This is a genomic window from Bacteroidota bacterium (assembly GCA_013696965.1).
Classification (GTDB): domain Bacteria; phylum Bacteroidota; class Bacteroidia; order JACCXN01; family JACCXN01; genus JACCXN01.
In genome coordinates, this window is sequence record JACCXN010000094.1 from 44,254 (window position 1) to 61,908 (window position 17,655).

The following is a 17,655-nucleotide window of genomic DNA, read 5'->3' on the forward strand; positions in this document are numbered from 1 at the left end:
AAAAACGGAAATATTTCTAATTTAATTCAAAAAAAACACACTAAAAGTAAAGCTCTTTTAGTGTGTTTGCCCATTTAGTTTTGTGTTACCAGAATTTACTTTAAATCTTCAGCAAATTCAAATTTAATTTTTTCTGCCATAAACTCTCTCTTTAAGAGCGTTCATCAAGTAATACATTCCTGGAACGATAATCAATGTTAGAAAAGTTGCGAAAAACAAACCAAAAATCACTGTAGATGACATTGGGCCCCAAAAAAGCGCATTGTCTCCGCCAAAATATATTTGTGGATCAAAATCGGACAAAAGGGTGAAAAAATTAATATTCATTCCTAAAGCAAGCGGCAATAATCCCAGTATGGTGGTAATGGCAGTAAGCAACACCGGGCGTAATCTTTTTTGCCCGGCCTCCACGATAATGTTTTTAATTTCATCTATTGGTAACATTTCACCCATGGGCATATCAAGCTCCTGTTTGCGCCGGTCCATAAGTAAGTTGCTGTAATCAATTAGTACAATGGCATTGTTTACTACAATCCCTGCCAATGAAATAATTCCAATCATAGTCATGATTACAATAAAGTCCATTTGGAAAATAACCAATCCTAACAATACTCCAATTAAACTGAATACTACAGAAGCAACAATGATAAAGGGTGTTCCTGAGGAGTTAAATTGTGCTACCAAAATTAAAAAGATAAGAAAAACGGCCATAAGCAAAGCCTTGCTCAAAAAGCTCATTTCTTTTGCTTGTTCCTCCTGCTCTCCGGTAAACTTAACCTGGTATCCCTCCGGAAGATTAAAGTCCTTCATCGCATTTTTAATTTCCTGAACAGTTTCATTGGGATTAACACCTTCCTTTACGTTGGAGGTAATAGTAATAACCCGGTTTTGATTTTTTCGCTTCACAGCACTAAAGGTGGTGCTTTTTACAGGAGTTGCAATGGATGAAATGGGTACTTGTCTCATCTTTCCGCTAACCATATCCCTGAAGGTAATGCGTTGGTTTAACAAGCTTTCGGTATTGTATCTGTACTCGTCTTTAAAGCGAATATTAATTGGATAATCATCCTTTCCCTGTTTAAACCTGGAAATCTCTTTACCAAACAAAGCCGTTCTTATGGCCGAACCAACCTGGCCTGTTGAAATTCCAAACCTTCGGGATTTATCTCTGTCTATTTCTACTAGTAATTCAGGTTTGCCAAGTTCCACATCAGGCTTTAGTTCCTCAATGCCATTTACATTTAAATCATTAATATACGCCCGTATATTCTCTGCATAAATCACCAGTGAATCATAATCTTCGCCACTTATTTCTATGTTTATCGGCTTTCCACGCGGTGGCCCTGCCTGGTTTTTATCTACTGTAACCTGTACACCCGGAATTGCTTTTATATTATTCCTTATTTTCTCCATTACCTCAGCCGTACTAACTCCCCTGCGGTGTTGGAATTCTACAAAATTTACAGTTATTCTCCCTTTATGCGGAGTGTTACCCATAACAGGACCTTGAGAGGGATCACTTGTTCCATCTCCAACTTGTGCAATAACAGATTCCACAAGGAAGTTTTTTCTAGCTAACATGCTTCCTTCTTCTACAGGCTCTTCAAATTCAGCTAAAGTGTTTACAAGAATGTTTTCAACTCTAGAGGTTGCTGCATTCGTAGCCTCTATATCTGTTCCAATAGGTTTTTCAATAAAAATATTTACATAATTCGGTTGGTTTACCGGGAAAAATTCAACCTTTGGAGTAAAAAGAATCAATAAAACGAAAGATAAAATTAGCAGTACAAAGGTTCCAAAAAAGAACACGAGTGGGTTTTTCTTTTTTAATGTAAAGGTTAAAAAACGACTGTATTTTGATTCGATTTTTGGAAGAAATACATTCTGAAATCGTGCCGTTGCCGGCCCTAAAATATACAAGTTCAGCACCAGAAGAAAACCGGCAATAATTAACAGGTTTCCAAAAGTATTAAACTTTAAAAATAAGGAAATAAGCCCCAAAACAGTAACGATTGAAAAGGCAATTAAAACTTTCTTTTTACTAGGGATGGTTTCCCCCGATTTCATAAATGCTGCTGTTAAAACCGGATTAATTACCAAGGCCACAAACAGTGAGGAGCCAAGTACAATAATCAGAGTAATTGGTAAGTATTTCATGAATTCCCCCATCATTCCCGGCCAAAAGGCAAGAGGAAGAAAAGCAGCCAGTGTTGTTGCAGTAGATGTAATAATTGGAATTGCAACCTCACCAACACCTTGTTTTGCAGCCTGTACTGCATTCAGGCCTTCATCCATTAAGCGATAAATGTTTTCAACAACCACAATGCCATTGTCAACCAACATGCCTAATGCTAGAATCAGGGCAAACAACACCATAAGATTTAAAGTAACACCCATAGCACCTAAAATCATAAAGGCCATGAACATGGAAAGAGGAATGGCTACACCAACAAATAATGCGTTGCGAAGCCCAAGGAAAAAAAGAAGTACCAAAACTACTAGGATAATACCTGAAATAATACTGTTTTCAAGATTGTCAACCTGGTTACGGGTCATATTTGATTGATCGTTCGTAACTGAAATTTGCAGGCTTTTCGGAAATTTTTCACTTTTTGCAGAGGCAATAATCTCATTGATTCGTCTGGAAGCCTCCAATAAATTTTGACCAGAGCGTTTTACAACATCAAGCATTACCACAGGTTTTCCAAATTCCCTGGCATAGCTTCTGCTTTCCTCATCCTTAAAGGAAACAGTTGCAATATCCACCAAATGAACAATGTTATATTTCTCATCCTTTACTATAATGCTTTTAATTTCATTCAGGGTAACAAATTCACCTACAATCCTAACAGATCTGCGTAAATCACCATTCAATAAATCTCCGCCAGAAATAGTTACATTTTCCCTTTGAATGGCCTCCTCAATGTTTTGAAAATTAATTTGTAAGGCATCCATTTTATGCATATCCAGAGCTATTTCAACTTCTTTTTGTTGCACACCTCTAATGTCAACCTTTGATATTTCCGTTAGGCTTTCTATACGATCTTCAAGATATTCAGCATAAGCACTTAATTGTTCGATTGAAAAATCCCCGGAAAGATTAATATTCATAATTGGGAATTCAGAAAAATTCATTTCAAATACATTGGGTTCTGCAGGAAGATCTTTTGGAAAGTCGTTGCCGCTTTTTGTCCTGTCAACAGCATCTTTCACTTTACGTAATGCCTCTGAAGGATCGGTTTCAAAATTAAATTCCACCAATACAGTTGAAAATCCCTGGATTGAAGTTGAGGTAACTTTTTCCACCCCGCTAATTGATTTTATTTCTTTCTCCAGTGGCCTGCTTACCATTTTTTCAATATCCAGGGCTGAATTTCCAGGGTAAGCCGTCCCAATAAAAATTTGGGGTATCACCAGTTCTGGAAAATTCTCTTTTGGCATATTGGAATAGGATATTATGCCTGCAAAAAATATAATGATGGTTAAAACAAATATTGTGGTTTTATTATCAACCGCAAAGGAGGAAAGTTTGAACTCCCTGGTAATTTTCATAAGTGAATATTTTGAATTGTTTTTTTTGTGGAAACCCCTCTTAATAATTATTGGCTCACGTTTATTTTATCGTTTTCCTTAAGTCCTCTGGCCCCTTCTATAATTATTTGCTCATTCCCGGAGAGTCCCTCGAAAATAAAGGTCTTATTGTTATAGGATTGTCCGCTTTTAATATCTGATCTTTTGGCAAAGTACCCCAAACCATCTTTCTGCACTACAAAAACAAACTCTTTCCCTTTTGCATCATATTGAATAGCAGCAGAAGAAACTACTGCGGCAGAATCCTTTTCGAATGTTTTTATCAACATAATAGCGAGTAGATTTGGCTTTAATACTTCATTTGATTTATCTAAATTTATCTGAACCTTGAATGTTCTGTTGGCAGGATTAATAAATTGTCCCACGCGGCCTATTTTGCTTGCCATTTCTATGTCAAGAGAAGGAAATTTTATCATTACCTGGTTGCCTTCCTTAATTGTTTTAAGATAGTTTTCAGGTAAATCTGCAGTTATGTACATCTCATCAAGGTTCATTAATCTAATTAGTGGGGCCATTGGGCTTGCCATTTCTCCTTCTTTTGGAAATATCTCATCAACTATTCCACTAAATGGAGCTTTAACAATAGTCATTTCTCGCTGAGACTTTAATGTTTTAAGTTTTTGTTCCATGGATTCTTTCCTGTTTTTTGCCTCCAGGTACTGCATTTCAGAACCTATGTTTTGCTTCCAGAGTTTTTCTTGACGCTGAAAAACAGTGTTTGCATATTCAAAAGCAGTTTCCACTTCATTTATATTCTTTTGAATAATTTCCTGATCAAGTACAACAAGCACTTGTCCCTTTGTTACTTTCTCCCCTTCAAAAACTTTAATGGTTCGTATAACACTGTTGATCTCCGCATTTAGTGTTATGTTTTTCCTTGTTTCCACAATACCATGAACTTCAAGATAATGTTCGAATTTTTCAGGTTTAAGTACAACAGTTGACACAAGCACTGATTTTATTTGAATGGTAGTGTCTTTTAAATTAATTTGTTTCTTTACCTCATTCAATTGTTGGGATACCTTTGAAATCAATTCCTGCATAGAATCCCTTTGGTGTAATAAGTTTCCCAATTCCTTGTCAACTTCTTCTGGTTGGCCACAGGAGGCAATAAAAACAGTTGCCAATGCAACAACAATAATTCTTTTCATATTTCTAATCATTTTATTGATCACTTATTTTATTGGTTTATTTTTTGTTGTAATCATTTTTTTGAAAATCAATTGGTTGATTGGTTGAAATTCATTGCCTTATCAAACCTGGATTTTGCATTAAGCAGGTCAAATACAGTGTTAATGTAATTTCCTTGTGTAGATAAAAGTTGATTTTGTACCTGGTTCAGGTCAAGGCTAGATGCAAGCCCTTCCTGATATTTAATGAGTGTTTTGTTTTGAATTTTTTCAGCAAGTAACAGATTTTGTTTTTCTGTTAAAAGCCTCTCATAGGAACTAATTAAATCTGCTTTTGATGTTTGTGCCTGAAGTTTCAGACTTTGTTCTACCTGGGTCGTAGAAATTATTGTTTTCTCATATTCCATTTTAGCCTGTTTTATTTTTGCATACTTCATACCACTGTCAAAAATTGGAACCTTTATACTCACTCCCCATACTGTTGTTGGATACCAGGGACCATTTTCAAAAAAAGTAAATTCATTGCGCAATGCATTTTCCTGGTGACTTAAAAAGGCTCCAATAGAAGGTAAATAAGCATACTTTTCTTTTTTCAGGTTTAATTGCATCAGGTTTTGCTGGTTGAGCATAAGTTGATAATCAATGTGTTTACTGGATTGAAAATCCGTGTTGTATAGATTTTCTATGTTCAATGAAAGTAAAATTTCATCCAGGTTTTCGGTTAATTCAATTTGATTATCAATATCAAGCCCTATTTGAAATTTAAGCAGTTGCAGGGCTAAATCCGCTTGCCTTTCACTTCGCTTTAAAGAATTTTGCAGGTTTTGCACCAGCAGGTTTAATTGATCAACATCATTTTCCTCAATAAATCCACTTTTGTATACTTCATTGGTTTCAGATAAAAGCTTTTTGCTGTTTTCAATGCTTTGCCCCAGAATACGAATATTTTCTTTTGCTACCAGTGCAGAATAATAGGCCTGTGCTACATTTGCTTTTAAATCATTTTGGGTTTTCCCCAGTTGATTTTTGGAAAGTTTTCCATAGGTTTTAGAAGCCTGTAGTCCAACTATATAAGCTCCGTCAAAAATCAATTGTGTTGCTGTTAGGCCAACAGCAGCGGTATAATTTGTTCCGAATTGTACTGCAACTAGTTCTCCATACTCTGCCATAGGGTTAAACGCTTTTGCAGGAAGAACCTGGGTAGGAATGTTTAGCATGTTCTGGAAATTAATTTCCCCGTTAACCTGGGGTAGTCCTATAGTGGTGGTTTCCAGAATTTTTTTCTTGGCTATTTCTACTTCTAGCCTGGCATTAATTACACTGTAATTATGCGTTAATGCATAATTTGTTGCTTGTTCAAGACTTAACCTTAATGTTTCACTATTTTTTGAACTTGTATTTTGAACACCTCCACTACTTTGTCCATGGACAGCTAGTTTAGAAAGGCAAAGTAAAAAAAAACAAAAAAAGAAAGTTTTTGCGTGGAAATACCTCATATTAAATCAAGATTGGTGTTTTTATATTTTTTGATCATGTATTTTAATCCTTTTTCACTTGCAATTCCACGAATATGATAGCGCATCACTTGATTATGCACATCGGTGAATCTAAATTCAGAAACTGGAAATATATTTGAATCGAAAATTGCTTCAATTCTGGAAATATGGATTTTGGCAATGATGGCTGCATTAAGATTTTCACGATACAATTGCTCTTCTATTCCTTTTTCCAAATTCGCTTTTACACAGGAGAAAATAAAGTTTAATTTATAATTAATAAATATTTGCCAGGCTTGGGGATAATATTTTTCCAGGTCAAAATGTATGGATGGATGGATATCTTTAATTTGTTCACCAACATGTTTAGTAATGGCATACATTTCATCAATTGCATTGTATTTTAATAAACAAATGCTATTCAGCGCTTTTTTATCTTCCTCCAGGTAATTTTCCAGAACCTTGTAAACCAAATCAGCCTTGTCTTTAAATGATTTATAAAGGGTTTTTTTAGAAAGTCCAAGATTTCTGGCAATATCATCCATTGTCATGCTTTTTATGCCGTTACGCATAAGCAATTTGTAAATTGATTCTAATAACTGAATGTTGAGGTTTTCCATTTGGGATGCAAAGTTAATTTTTTTTACACACGGGAAACAAAAAACGTAAAAAATGTTTCCATAGTGTTGTTTTGTTTTTAAATCCCCCCACAAAATCTTTTTATGTAAGTTGCCAAAAGTATTTAATTGGAGAATAATTCAGGGAAGACTTAAAACAACAATTTCAAAAAGAGGCTTTTGCCAGTTTAAATTAAAAGAATAAAATTATTTATGGCATAACACTCACTAAAATACCGTAAAAAATCGTTTTTTTGTATAAAATTTAAGATATTTAAGGTGAAGACAAAAAGTAGAATTAAAATAATTGATTTGTTAAAGGAAGGCAGTTCAGGACTTTTAAACAATGAAGTAACAGTAAAAGGTTGGGTAAGGACCAAAAGGGGCAACAAAAATATTGCTTTTATTGCCTTAAATGACGGTTCAGTTATCCATAATATACAGGTAGTTGCTGATCCTTTGGAATTCAGTGAAGAAATACTTGATAAAATAACTACAGGTTCGTGCCTTAGCGTTACTGGTATTTTGGTGCAATCACAGGGTCAGAGCCAAAGTGTGGAAATACAGGCCAAAACCATAGAAATATATGGAACAGCCGATGCTGAGGTTTTTCCACTCCAGAAAAAGGGACATTCTATGGAATTTTTGCGTGAAATTGCCCATTTGCGTCCTAGAACCAACACTTTTGGGGCCGTTTTAAGAATAAGGCATGCAATGGCTTATGGTATTCATAAGTATTTTAATGATAATGGCTTTTTTTATGTCCATACTCCTATTATTACTGGTTCCGATGCTGAAGGTGCGGGTGCAATGTTTAGAGTTACAACTCTGGATGGCCTAAATCCTCCTAAAAAGGAAGATGGAAGCGTGAATTATAAAGAAGATTTTTTCGGAAAAGAAACTAATTTAACTGTTTCCGGCCAACTGGAAGCCGAATTGGCTGCACTTGCTTTGTCTCAGGTTTATACCTTTGGGCCAACATTTAGAGCAGAAAACTCAAATACAACAAGGCATTTGGCTGAATTCTGGATGATAGAACCTGAGGTTGCATTCAATGATTTGGATGACAACATGGATCTGGCTGAAGATTTTTTGAAATATATGGTGCGCTATGCTCTGGATAATTGTAAAGATGACCTGGAGTTTTTAACCAAGATGTATGATAAAGACTTGTTGGAGCGTTTATATAGTGTTACTCAAAATGATTTTATTCGATTAAGTTATACAGATGCAGTTGAAATTTTGATTCAAAGCAAACAAAAATTTGAGTTTAAAGTAGAATGGGGTACTGATTTACAATCAGAGCACGAGCGGTTTTTAGTAGAGAATCATTTTAAAAAGCCGGTGATAATTATTGATTATCCAAAAGGAATAAAGTCTTTTTACATGCGGCAGAATGAGGATGGAAAAACAGTTAGGGCAATGGATGTTTTATTTCCAGGCATAGGCGAAATAATAGGAGGTTCTCAAAGAGAAGAAAGGTATGAAAAATTAAAAGAAAGAATTAGTGAATGCAATATTGCACAGGATGATATTTGGTGGTACCTTGAAACCAGGAAATTCGGAACTGCTCCACATTCAGGATTTGGCCTTGGTTTTGAACGCTTAATGCTTTTTATTACAGGTATGGCAAATATCAGAGACGTAATACCTTTTCCGCGAACCCCTAAAAATGCAGCATTTTAAGCGTTTGCTTTAGACAATAGATTTGATTAGTTTTATATGTGTTTTCAGAAATCAGGTTAGAAGTTTAAGAAACAACAGAAAATATGTTAAAACAAAGTTTACAACAAAGACTCTTACAAAAATTATCACCTCAGCAGATTCAGTTAATGAAATTGCTGCAGATTCCTACTATATCTCTTGAACAAAGGATTAAGGAAGAGCTCGAATTAAATCCTGCCCTTGAAGAGGGGCGTGAAGAGGAGGAAGCTGGAGAATTTGATGAGGAATTTCAAGCAGATAATACTGCTGAGGAGCCTGTAAAGGAAAATACCCGCGAGGATTTTGATTTCGAACAATATTTTGATGATGACGAAACCCCCGGATATAAACTCTCTGCAAAAAATACGGGTCCGGATGATGAGCGCAAAGAAATACCTTTTTCAGGCGGAACAAGCTTTCAGGATTTCCTATTAGCCCAGCTTGGATTGCGCGTTTTGGATGAACACCAGCACACTGTTGCCGAAAACATTATTGGCAATATTGATGACGATGGTTATTTAAGAAGAGAAATAGAATCTTTGGTAAATGATCTTGCTTTTTCCCAAAATATTATGACCTCCGAGCAGGAAGTACTCTCAATGCTTAAAATAATTCAGGAATTTGATCCATCTGGAATAGGTGCCCGAAGTTTACAGGAATGTCTTGCACTGCAGCTGCAAAGAAAGGACAGTAAAAATCCATATATAAAGATTGCCCTTAGCATTATAATCAAACATTTTGAGGAGTTTACAAAAAAACATTACGATAAAATATCAAGGAAAATTGGGATCAATGATGAAACACTTAAATCTGCAATTAATGAAATATTAAGGCTTAATCCAAAGCCAGGAAGCTCCTCCCAATCAAGTGAATCATCAAAACTCTCCTTGCAAATAGTTCCCGATTTTGTTGTTAACAACAATGAAGGAGGACTTGAGCTTAGTTTAAATTCAAGAAATGCACCTGAACTTAAAATTAGCAGGCCTTATATGGAAATGCTTGAAAATTATCAGAATAATAAAACAAGGGAAACAAAGGATGCATTAATGTTTGTAAAGCAGAAACTTGATGGAGCCAGGTGGTTTATTGATGCCATAAAACAAAGGCAACAAACACTTTCCCTTACCATGCAAGCCATAATGGAATACCAGTATGATTATTTCCTCACAGGAGATGAAACAAGGCTTAAGCCAATGATTTTAAAAGATATTGCCGAAATGGTAAGTCTTGATATTTCCACTATTTCCAGAGTGGCAAACAGCAAATACGTGCAAACTGAATTCGGAACCTTTTCCCTGAAATCGTTTTTTTCAGAATCACTCTCCACAGATACAGGAGAAGAGGTTTCTACCCGAGAGGTTAAAAAAATATTACAGGACTGCATTGATGCAGAAAATAAAAGCAAGCCTTTAACCGATGACAGGCTTACCAAAATTTTAAAGGACAAAGGATACAATATAGCACGCAGGACAATTGCCAAATACCGCGAGCAATTAAATATACCCGTGGCAAGAATGAGGAAAGAACTCTAATGATTCAAACAAGGTTAGCCACAGTTATTTCGTATTTGTTTCATCCCCTTTTAATGCCTACAATAGGCACTTTTCTTATTTTTAACATTGGTGGATATATTGCTTTTACCGTTACTCCAACCGTGAAATATATGGTATATGGAATAGTTTTTTTGAACACTTTTATTTTTCCCTCCATGGCCAGTTATTATCTTTTGAAAAAAGGATACATAAACAGCACAGGAATGGCTACTATTCAGGAAAGGAGAATACCAATGGCACTTACTGCTGTTTTTTATTTCTTTACCTATTATATTTTAAGAAAAGCTACTTTGCCTCCGGTTCTCTTTCTTGTAATATTGGGCGCTACATTATCTGTTCTTTTAACTCTCATTATTACTCTTGTTTGGAAAATAAGTGCGCACATGGTTGGTGTGGGTGGAATAGTTGGAGCAGTAATTGGTTTATCTGTAATGTTTTCAGTGAATCTCCAGTTGTTAATAATGGCATTGATTTTAGTTGCCGGACTAGTTGGTTATTCCCGTTTAAAACTTAATGCCCACTCACATTTACAGGTTTATGTAGGCTTTTTGTTGGGATTGTCCTCCATGCTCCTGCTAATTTTAGGAGTTTAAAACCCCGGATTTTTCGTTTCTTATACTAATTAACCAATCAAGGATGTTTTGAATCGCTAGGAAAACCTGGCTTTCTCTGAAGTTAAAATAGTGCCAGGTAAATTATTTATTGAGTCATTTGAACAACATTCATTCTGCCAATCATTTGTGGATAATGGCCAGGATAGGTGCAAATGAAATGATAAGAACCTGCTTTTGGTGCACTGAAATGCATTTGAATGGTTTCTCCAGGAAGCGCAACTTTAGATCCTGCTATTACTTTTGGATTGTTGGGAATATATTCTTTCTCTGGCCCAATGGCTAAGCCCTCGGCTGAAACTTCTGCCCCGGATCCTAATTCAACAAAAACGATATTGTGATTCATTCCTTCTACAGTACTTTCATTTATTAAAGTAATTTCTATTATCGAATTTACATGCACCTCTATTTCCTTTGGTTCAAAGGCAATAGCAGTCATATTGTTCCCTATGGCTTTAATAGTCAAACTAACAGTTTGTAACTGCCCATTGTTTTGAGAATCCAAAGGTTGGGGCATGTTAAAGGTTTTTTCAGGCGGCACTTTGCCCTCTTCACATGAAGTTAATAATAATGATGTTGATAAAACGAATATTATTTTTTTCATCCTTCCGATTTATTTTGATATGTTTAAAGATAATTATAAAAAAGAATTTTTAACAACGAGAATTAATTTTAAAAAATCAGCCGTAAAACCAGCTGATTTTATTACTTTTGTTATCCTAGATCATTAAATGCCGGACAGGTTTAATTATAAAAATAAATGAATAAAGTATTTCTCCTGATTTTTGTTTTGGTTTTCTTTTCGCTTTTTTCTTGCCATCCTGTTTCTTCTCCCTCGGGAAAAGCAAATAAAAATTATAATTCTGATCCTTCAAGCGGAGGCTTTAGTAAAAGCTCAACTAAAAAAAGCCGCAAAGCTCCTCAAATGGGCTTTTATGAGAAAAAAAACAAAACAAATATTTTTGTAGCTGTTAAACATAAAGTAACTTATGTTTTTGCCGGAAATGATAAAAAACATAAACTCAATAATGATCAACGCTCTTCATCCCAAAGCTACTCAAATAAAAAACAGGGGGAACAAACGGCAAAAATGAATAAAAGCTTTGTTAAGGGCAAGAAAAGCAAAGGCAGAAAAAAGAACAAGTCCTCAGATTCTAATTCCGATTCATTTTCTTCAAGTCCAAAAAAGAAAAAATCGAAAAAATAAAGAGCTAATCAAACCATTTTTCAAACTCATTTGAAGATTCAATCCTGTTTTCAAGTTTATCATCCATTGCTGGAAAAAAATCAATGCCTGTTAAAGCTTCAACAGAATCTATTGTAACAGCAAAATAATTAAGTTCTTTGTTTTGGGCTTTGTTTTCCATAACAAATCCTATGGCTTTTATTTCAGGCTCCTTAAAATCTAAAATCACTTTGTAATAATAAAGAGGTACGGTTATTTTGTTTTTTGTTCCTATTGCTGGCAAATCCTCTGTTAATACTCCTGCCGTTACAACATAAATTTCTCCATTTTCTCTTGCCCACTGCCTTGCCTTTTCTTCTAGTTTTTTCCATATTCCACGGTTAAATGCAGGCATTTGAGGTGAAATATTGCTCATGTAAAAAGATTCGCTCATCGCTTTTTCCGACCACGTGAAATCTCCTGCGGGAGCCAAATGCCCACGGTCATAACCACTCTGTTTATATTCCACCGGGAAAACAGAATTACTTAATATATTGGGGTCAGCATAAAAGTTGTTCTTTCTTTTAAAATCACCAGTATGTGCAGAATCCAGTTTATAAGCTACCCAGTTTGCCTGTTTATGATTTGGATTATAGCTAATCTTAATTTGTGAATGAATTATTAATTGTTCCCCTTTAATTGGCAAAGGATAAAAATTGCTTGCAAAATCAGGTTTTGATTGTGCCTTATTTACTAAATGGCATTGCTGAAGAAAAAAAGTGAAAAAGAAAATAAAAAGCAAAAGGAGGAATACTGTTTTGCCGGAATGTTTTTTTTTGTTTCTCATTGAATTAAAGGTAATGTAAAAATTTCATCCATTACTTTTTGTGCAAATATTTTCCTATATTAACAGCAAAGTTTTCAAAATTAACAAAGTTTGCAAACTTTATTTAAAGATGGATTTATCCTAAACCATAAGTCACCTAAATTCACAATTTCATTAATTTATTAATTCTAAAATATACTAAAACAAAAGTATTAAAGGTTAGAAAACAAATGAAAAAACTTTTTCTCGTACGGCATGCAAAGTCAAGCTGGGAGGATTTCTCCATTAACGACAAAGATCGTCCGTTAAAGGCATCGGGAGTGCAGGACGCCTACCTGATGTCTGCTTTCCTTCAAAGCATTAATGTATCTCCAGAATTAATTATAACCAGCCCAGCGGCAAGGACCTTGAGTACAGCAATAATATTTTCCCAAGGATTATTGGTACCCCTCGAAAACATTAAAATGTTTTCCAATTTGTATGAATCGAGTCCTCAAAAAATACTTGATGTGATTTTAATGACAGACAATGCATTAAGTTCTTTGATGGTTTTCGGGCATGATCCTTCTTTGACTGCTTTGTACACTATTCTTACAGGAATTAATATAGAAAAAATACCTACTTCTGCTGTAGCTTCAATTTCCTTAAACATTAACCATTGGAAGGATTTAGCTCAAGGTACTGGAATTTTAGAATTCTTTCATAAACCAAAAGAAGTAAAATCCATTTCAAATTAAGCCTTCGTTTTTTCTTTTTTAGAATGGCAGAAAATAAAAATTCACCCCGGAATAAGCTATTCCCACAATACAAAGGGCTAATTTATTTTTGACAATAAGCTGTTTCATAAAAACAAATTTTTATCTTCCCCATAAATTACACTAAAATTATGTCAACTAAAAAAGTTGAAGTCATTAACAGAGAAATTAGCTGGTTATCATTTAATGAACGGGTATTGCAGGAAGCATGTGATCCTACAGTTCCATTGATTGAAAGAATTAAATTTTTGGGCATATTCTCTAATAACCGTGATGAGTTTTTTCAGGTAAGGGTTGCAACGATAAAAAGAATGGCCAAAATTGGGAAAAAAGCACAGGAAATTATTGGCGAAAACCCTTCAAAAGTTTTAAAAGAGATACAGGAAATTGTAATTAAGCAGCAAAAGCTCTTTGAGAGTACTTACAAAAATTTATTAAAGGAGTTCGAAAAGCAAAATATCTTTATCATAAATGAAAGTCAACTTTCAAAGAAACAAGGCGAATTTGTAAAGAATTATTTTCACCAGGTTGTAAGGCCAACACTTGTTCCAATTATGTTGGATGATTCCCTTGCATTTCCTTATCTTAAGGAAAAAGCAACACATTTATTGGTAAAGTTAAACAGCCATAAAAAATCAATAAAAGCAAAGCATGCAGTACTCGAAGTACCTTCTTCTGCACTATCTAGATTCGTGGTTTTGCCAAGTGAACAGAACAAGCATTACATCATTATTCTTGATGATGTAATACGGTATTGCCTGAATGATATTTTCTTGATTTTTGATTTTAAAAGTATTGAGGCACATACCATAAAACTGACCCGTGATGCGGAACTTGATATTGACAATGACATTAACAAAAGCCTGATAGAGAAAATCACAAAGAGTCTTAAGAAAAGAAAAACGGGAGCCCCGGTAAGGTTGGTTTATGATGGAGAAATGGCACCCGATCTTTTAAATTTATTGACTACAAAATTGAAACTAAATGAAAATGATAATTTAATACCAGGGGGGAGATACCATAATTTTAAGGACTTTATGAATTTCCCGGATATTGGCCTTGCAGAATTAAGATACCAGGCTATGCCCTGTTTTGCTCATCCGGATTTTGCTAAAAAACATAAAAACATGTTTGAAGTAATTAGGAAAAAAGATGTATTGCTAACCTACCCATACCAATCTTTTGGACATGTAATTGATTTGCTGCGCGAAGCGGCAATTGACCCTGATGTTTTAGCCATAAAAATTTCACTCTACAGGGTGGCTAAGAATTCAAATATCATTAATACCTTGGTTAATGCCCAAAAAAACGGAAAAAGCGTAACTGTTATCCTGGAATTGCAAGCCAGATTTGATGAAGAGGCAAATATATATTGGGCAAACAAACTCCAGGATGAAGGAGTAAAGGTAATTTTTGGCGTTCCCGGTCTTAAAATTCATGCAAAATTATTTCTCATCACTCGAAAAAATGGAAGCAAAACAGAAGAATATGCTCACATAGGAACCGGGAATTTCAACGAAAACACCTCCGGGATTTATTCTGATCATAGCCTGTTAACAGCAGATAAAAGAATTACTATGGAAGTAATAAAGCTGTTTAACTTTTTTACAAATAATTTCAAAACCAATACTTACCGACATCTGATTGTTTCTCCATTTTCAATGCGAAAAAGGTTTATACAACTAATTAACAATGAAATTAAGAATGCAAATGCAGGTAAAAAAGCATTTATTCATATCAAACTAAATAATATTACTGATGCAGTGCTTATTGAAAAATTATATGAAGCAAGCAAAGCGGGAGTTAAAATTAAGATGATGATAAGGGGTGTATGTTCTCTTATTCCCGGAATTAAAAAATTTAGTCAGAACATTGAAGTAATAAGTATTGTTGACCGATTTTTGGAACATTCCCGGATTTTTGCTTTTTGTAATGAGGGTGAAGAGCTGTATTTTTTATCCTCAGCAGATTGGATGGTAAGGAGCATGGATCACAGGGTTGAGGTTGCCTGTCCAATTTATGATAAACAAATACAAAAGGAGATTAAGGATTTTATGAATATACAATTCAAAGGAAACATTAAATCACGTGTAATTAATGGGGAAAGAAACAATTCCTACCGCAAAATTGATTCAGATAAACCAGTGAGGGCTCAATATGAGCTATATGAGTATTTTAGAAACAAGCTGCAAAATTAATTTCATTCATTTATTTAATCCTTTTTAATTTGGTATTTGCCGCAATAGATATTGGTTCAAATGCAGTTCGATTGCTTTTTTGTAATGTATATGAAAAAGAACCAGCTCCAATAATTAAAAAATCATCACTTATTAGAGTTCCCATACGCCTGGGAGAGGATGTTTTTAAAAATGGGCTGATATCTGATGAAAAGGCAGACAGATTGGTGCTTGCCATGCAGGCGTTTAAAAAACTTATGCTGGTATATAATGTTGTGACTTTTAGGGCATGTGCAACATCAGCGATGCGTGAGGCAGTAAATGGGCCACAGGTTGTAAAAAGAATAAAAAAGGAGGCAGAAATAGATATTGAAATTATTAAGGGAGATGTGGAAGCTGAAATAATATTTTCAACCCACCTTTCTGATAAATTTAACGATAAAAAATCCTATTTGTATATTGACGTTGGAGGAGGAAGCAGTGAAATTACTCTTTTTTCTAAAAACAAAAAAACAGCCTCCCGGTCTTTTAATATTGGAACAATTCGAATGCTTCAGCAAAAGGATAACAAAGATGAATTCAACCGGATGAAAAAATGGATTAAAGTGCATACCAAAGATATCAAAAACACTATTGCCATTGGAACAGGAGGGAATATCAACAAGCTTTCCAAATTGGCAAATAAAAAGGATATAAAAAACATCAGTATTGAAAAACTCATGGAATTGGATGCATACCTTAACAAATTCACTTACCAGGAAAGGATTGAAACACTTGGATTAAATCCAGACAGGGCTGATGTGATAGTACAAGCAACCGCTATTTTTATTGCCATAATGAAAACTGCAGGAACTAAGAAAATATTTATTCCCCAAACTGGGCTTTCTGATGGCATTATAAACTTGCTTTATAAGGATTTTCAAAAGAAGAAATGATTTTTTTAGCAAGATTGTTTTTTAATAATCTTTAATACATTTTTTCCTTGCTAACCCAAATTCCGGGTGCAATAACAGGGGCAAATTTGTTTGATACCACTAGGGAAGCAATTAAGCGATAATAACAGAACAAGGTTTTTTTTAAAACAAGCCCTAATACATAATAATACGGCTTGTTTCAATTGTTTCCTTATGGCAACCCACATTAATCAAGAAGAAACTCTCCCTGATTAATTAGAGGCCACTGAAAAAGCTAATCCCGAAGGGATGATGCAATTATAGATTAATATTTTTAATTCCGTCCAACCCTGGAGGGGTGAAATTATTGATTGTTTATTTTTATGCCACCCCTTCGGGCTTAGCTTTTTAAGTGGCCTGATTAATTACCCCCGGCTTTTCGAAAATCTGACCAAGTGTGACATTTTGGATTGTCCCATTTATTTAACAACTCCTTTTCTATAACAACTCCTTTGCAATCAAGATAATTTCCGGATTTATCCTTCTTTATAATTTTCATTTCCCCTTTTAAAAGGTATTCAATTACTTTAATTTTTAATTCCTCCTCGTTTAGCTGCTTATACTGTTTACCTAAGTAAATTCCTACCTTGTTGTTCCAGATATCCATTTCAAAAGAAGCCTTATCAGGTAATGAACCATCTTCTAGTATCCCTTTTTGATATTGAATGTAATTTGCCTTTTCATGGGCTTCTCCTAATTGGCGTGCCTTTTTAGCAGAAATGGATTGGGCTAAAAGCGCCATCCAATAGGAGTGTTTAAACGCATCTGCCTGGCCACCCATTAAATCATTATCAATTGGAAATTCAGAAGCAATTGTTTCTACACTCCTTAACGCTTTGTGGGTGATACGGCTGGTTTTTTTGGCAATAAAGGGATGTTTAATAACCCAGAATTTTTCAGGACTGCTCAACTTAAAATACATACTCATTAAGGACTCCTGGGCCTTAATTACCACGGGAAATAGGAGTAAGCCAAATAAAAAAACTATTGTTTTCGTTTGTATTGTCAATGTCAAGGGTTTTTAGAACTATAATATCTTGCATTCATTATTCAGGCAAGTGTTTTTTTATATTTGTA

General features: G+C 34.6%; 14 protein-coding genes. 7 read left to right on the top strand and 7 right to left on the bottom strand.

Annotated elements, in window-relative coordinates:
- Positions 1-123: 123 nt before the first annotated feature.
- From H0V01_14720 to H0V01_14735, 4 genes are all read right to left on the bottom strand, one after another.
- Complete coding sequence (locus tag H0V01_14720; GenBank protein ID MBA2584623.1) at positions 124-3,552, bottom strand: efflux RND transporter permease subunit; 3,429 nt, start codon at positions 3,550-3,552, stop codon at positions 124-126.
- Positions 3,553-3,599: 47 nt separating this feature from the next.
- A complete protein-coding gene (locus H0V01_14725) occupies positions 3,600-4,742 on the bottom strand; it encodes an efflux RND transporter periplasmic adaptor subunit (protein MBA2584624.1) in 1,143 nt (380 codons plus the stop codon).
- Positions 4,743-4,810: 68 nt separating this feature from the next.
- On the bottom strand, positions 4,811-6,217 hold the full coding sequence (locus H0V01_14730; protein MBA2584625.1) for a TolC family protein: 1,407 nt from the start codon (positions 6,215-6,217) through the stop codon (positions 4,811-4,813).
- On the bottom strand, positions 6,214-6,789 hold the full coding sequence (locus H0V01_14735; GenBank protein MBA2584626.1) for a TetR/AcrR family transcriptional regulator: 576 nt from the start codon (positions 6,787-6,789) through the stop codon (positions 6,214-6,216). Before H0V01_14735 ends, H0V01_14730 begins: the two co-directional genes overlap by 4 nt.
- 324 nt (positions 6,790-7,113) lie before the next feature.
- On the opposite strand from H0V01_14735, the gene asnS reads away from it, so the two are divergent.
- From asnS to H0V01_14750, 3 genes are all read left to right on the top strand, one after another.
- A complete protein-coding gene (gene asnS / locus H0V01_14740) occupies positions 7,114-8,520 on the top strand; it encodes an asparagine--tRNA ligase (GenBank protein ID MBA2584627.1) in 1,407 nt (468 codons plus the stop codon).
- A gap of 83 nt (positions 8,521-8,603) precedes the next feature.
- Positions 8,604-10,070, top strand: a complete 1,467-nt coding sequence (gene rpoN / locus H0V01_14745; protein MBA2584628.1) for an RNA polymerase factor sigma-54 — start codon at positions 8,604-8,606, stop codon at positions 10,068-10,070.
- Complete coding sequence (locus tag H0V01_14750; GenBank protein MBA2584629.1) at positions 10,070-10,684, top strand: hypothetical protein; 615 nt, start codon at positions 10,070-10,072, stop codon at positions 10,682-10,684. Before rpoN ends, H0V01_14750 begins: the two co-directional genes overlap by 1 nt.
- A gap of 106 nt (positions 10,685-10,790) precedes the next feature.
- Here H0V01_14750 and H0V01_14755 read toward each other — a convergent pair whose 3' ends face one another.
- Complete coding sequence (locus tag H0V01_14755; protein ID MBA2584630.1) at positions 10,791-11,306, bottom strand: hypothetical protein; 516 nt, start codon at positions 11,304-11,306, stop codon at positions 10,791-10,793.
- 156 nt (positions 11,307-11,462) lie between these two features.
- On the opposite strand from H0V01_14755, the gene H0V01_14760 reads away from it, so the two are divergent.
- Positions 11,463-11,909 carry a hypothetical protein gene (locus H0V01_14760; GenBank protein ID MBA2584631.1) on the top strand — a complete coding sequence of 149 codons (447 nt, stop codon included), beginning with the start codon at positions 11,463-11,465 and terminating at the stop codon, positions 11,907-11,909.
- 4 nt (positions 11,910-11,913) lie between these two features.
- Here H0V01_14760 and H0V01_14765 read toward each other — a convergent pair whose 3' ends face one another.
- Positions 11,914-12,714 carry a DNA/RNA non-specific endonuclease gene (locus tag H0V01_14765; GenBank protein ID MBA2584632.1) on the bottom strand — a complete coding sequence of 267 codons (801 nt, stop codon included), beginning with the start codon at positions 12,712-12,714 and terminating at the stop codon, positions 11,914-11,916.
- Between the two features lie 209 nt (positions 12,715-12,923).
- Here H0V01_14765 and H0V01_14770 point away from each other — a divergent pair, with 209 nt between their 5' ends.
- From H0V01_14770 to H0V01_14780, 3 genes are all read left to right on the top strand, one after another.
- Positions 12,924-13,430, top strand: coding sequence for a histidine phosphatase family protein (locus H0V01_14770; GenBank protein ID MBA2584633.1), 507 nt, complete (start codon positions 12,924-12,926; stop codon positions 13,428-13,430).
- A gap of 149 nt (positions 13,431-13,579) precedes the next feature.
- On the top strand, positions 13,580-15,646 hold the full coding sequence (gene ppk1, locus H0V01_14775) for a polyphosphate kinase 1 (GenBank protein ID MBA2584634.1): 2,067 nt from the start codon (positions 13,580-13,582) through the stop codon (positions 15,644-15,646).
- Positions 15,647-15,675: 29 nt separating this feature from the next.
- Entirely contained in the window at positions 15,676-16,560 is an 885-nt protein-coding gene (locus H0V01_14780; protein MBA2584635.1) for an ethanolamine ammonia-lyase reactivating factor EutA, read from the top strand.
- Positions 16,561-16,939: 379 nt separating this feature from the next.
- On the opposite strand, the gene H0V01_14785 is transcribed toward H0V01_14780, so the two are convergent.
- Positions 16,940-17,587, bottom strand: coding sequence for a hypothetical protein (locus H0V01_14785; protein ID MBA2584636.1), 648 nt, complete (start codon positions 17,585-17,587; stop codon positions 16,940-16,942).
- Positions 17,588-17,655: the final 68 nt, after the last annotated feature.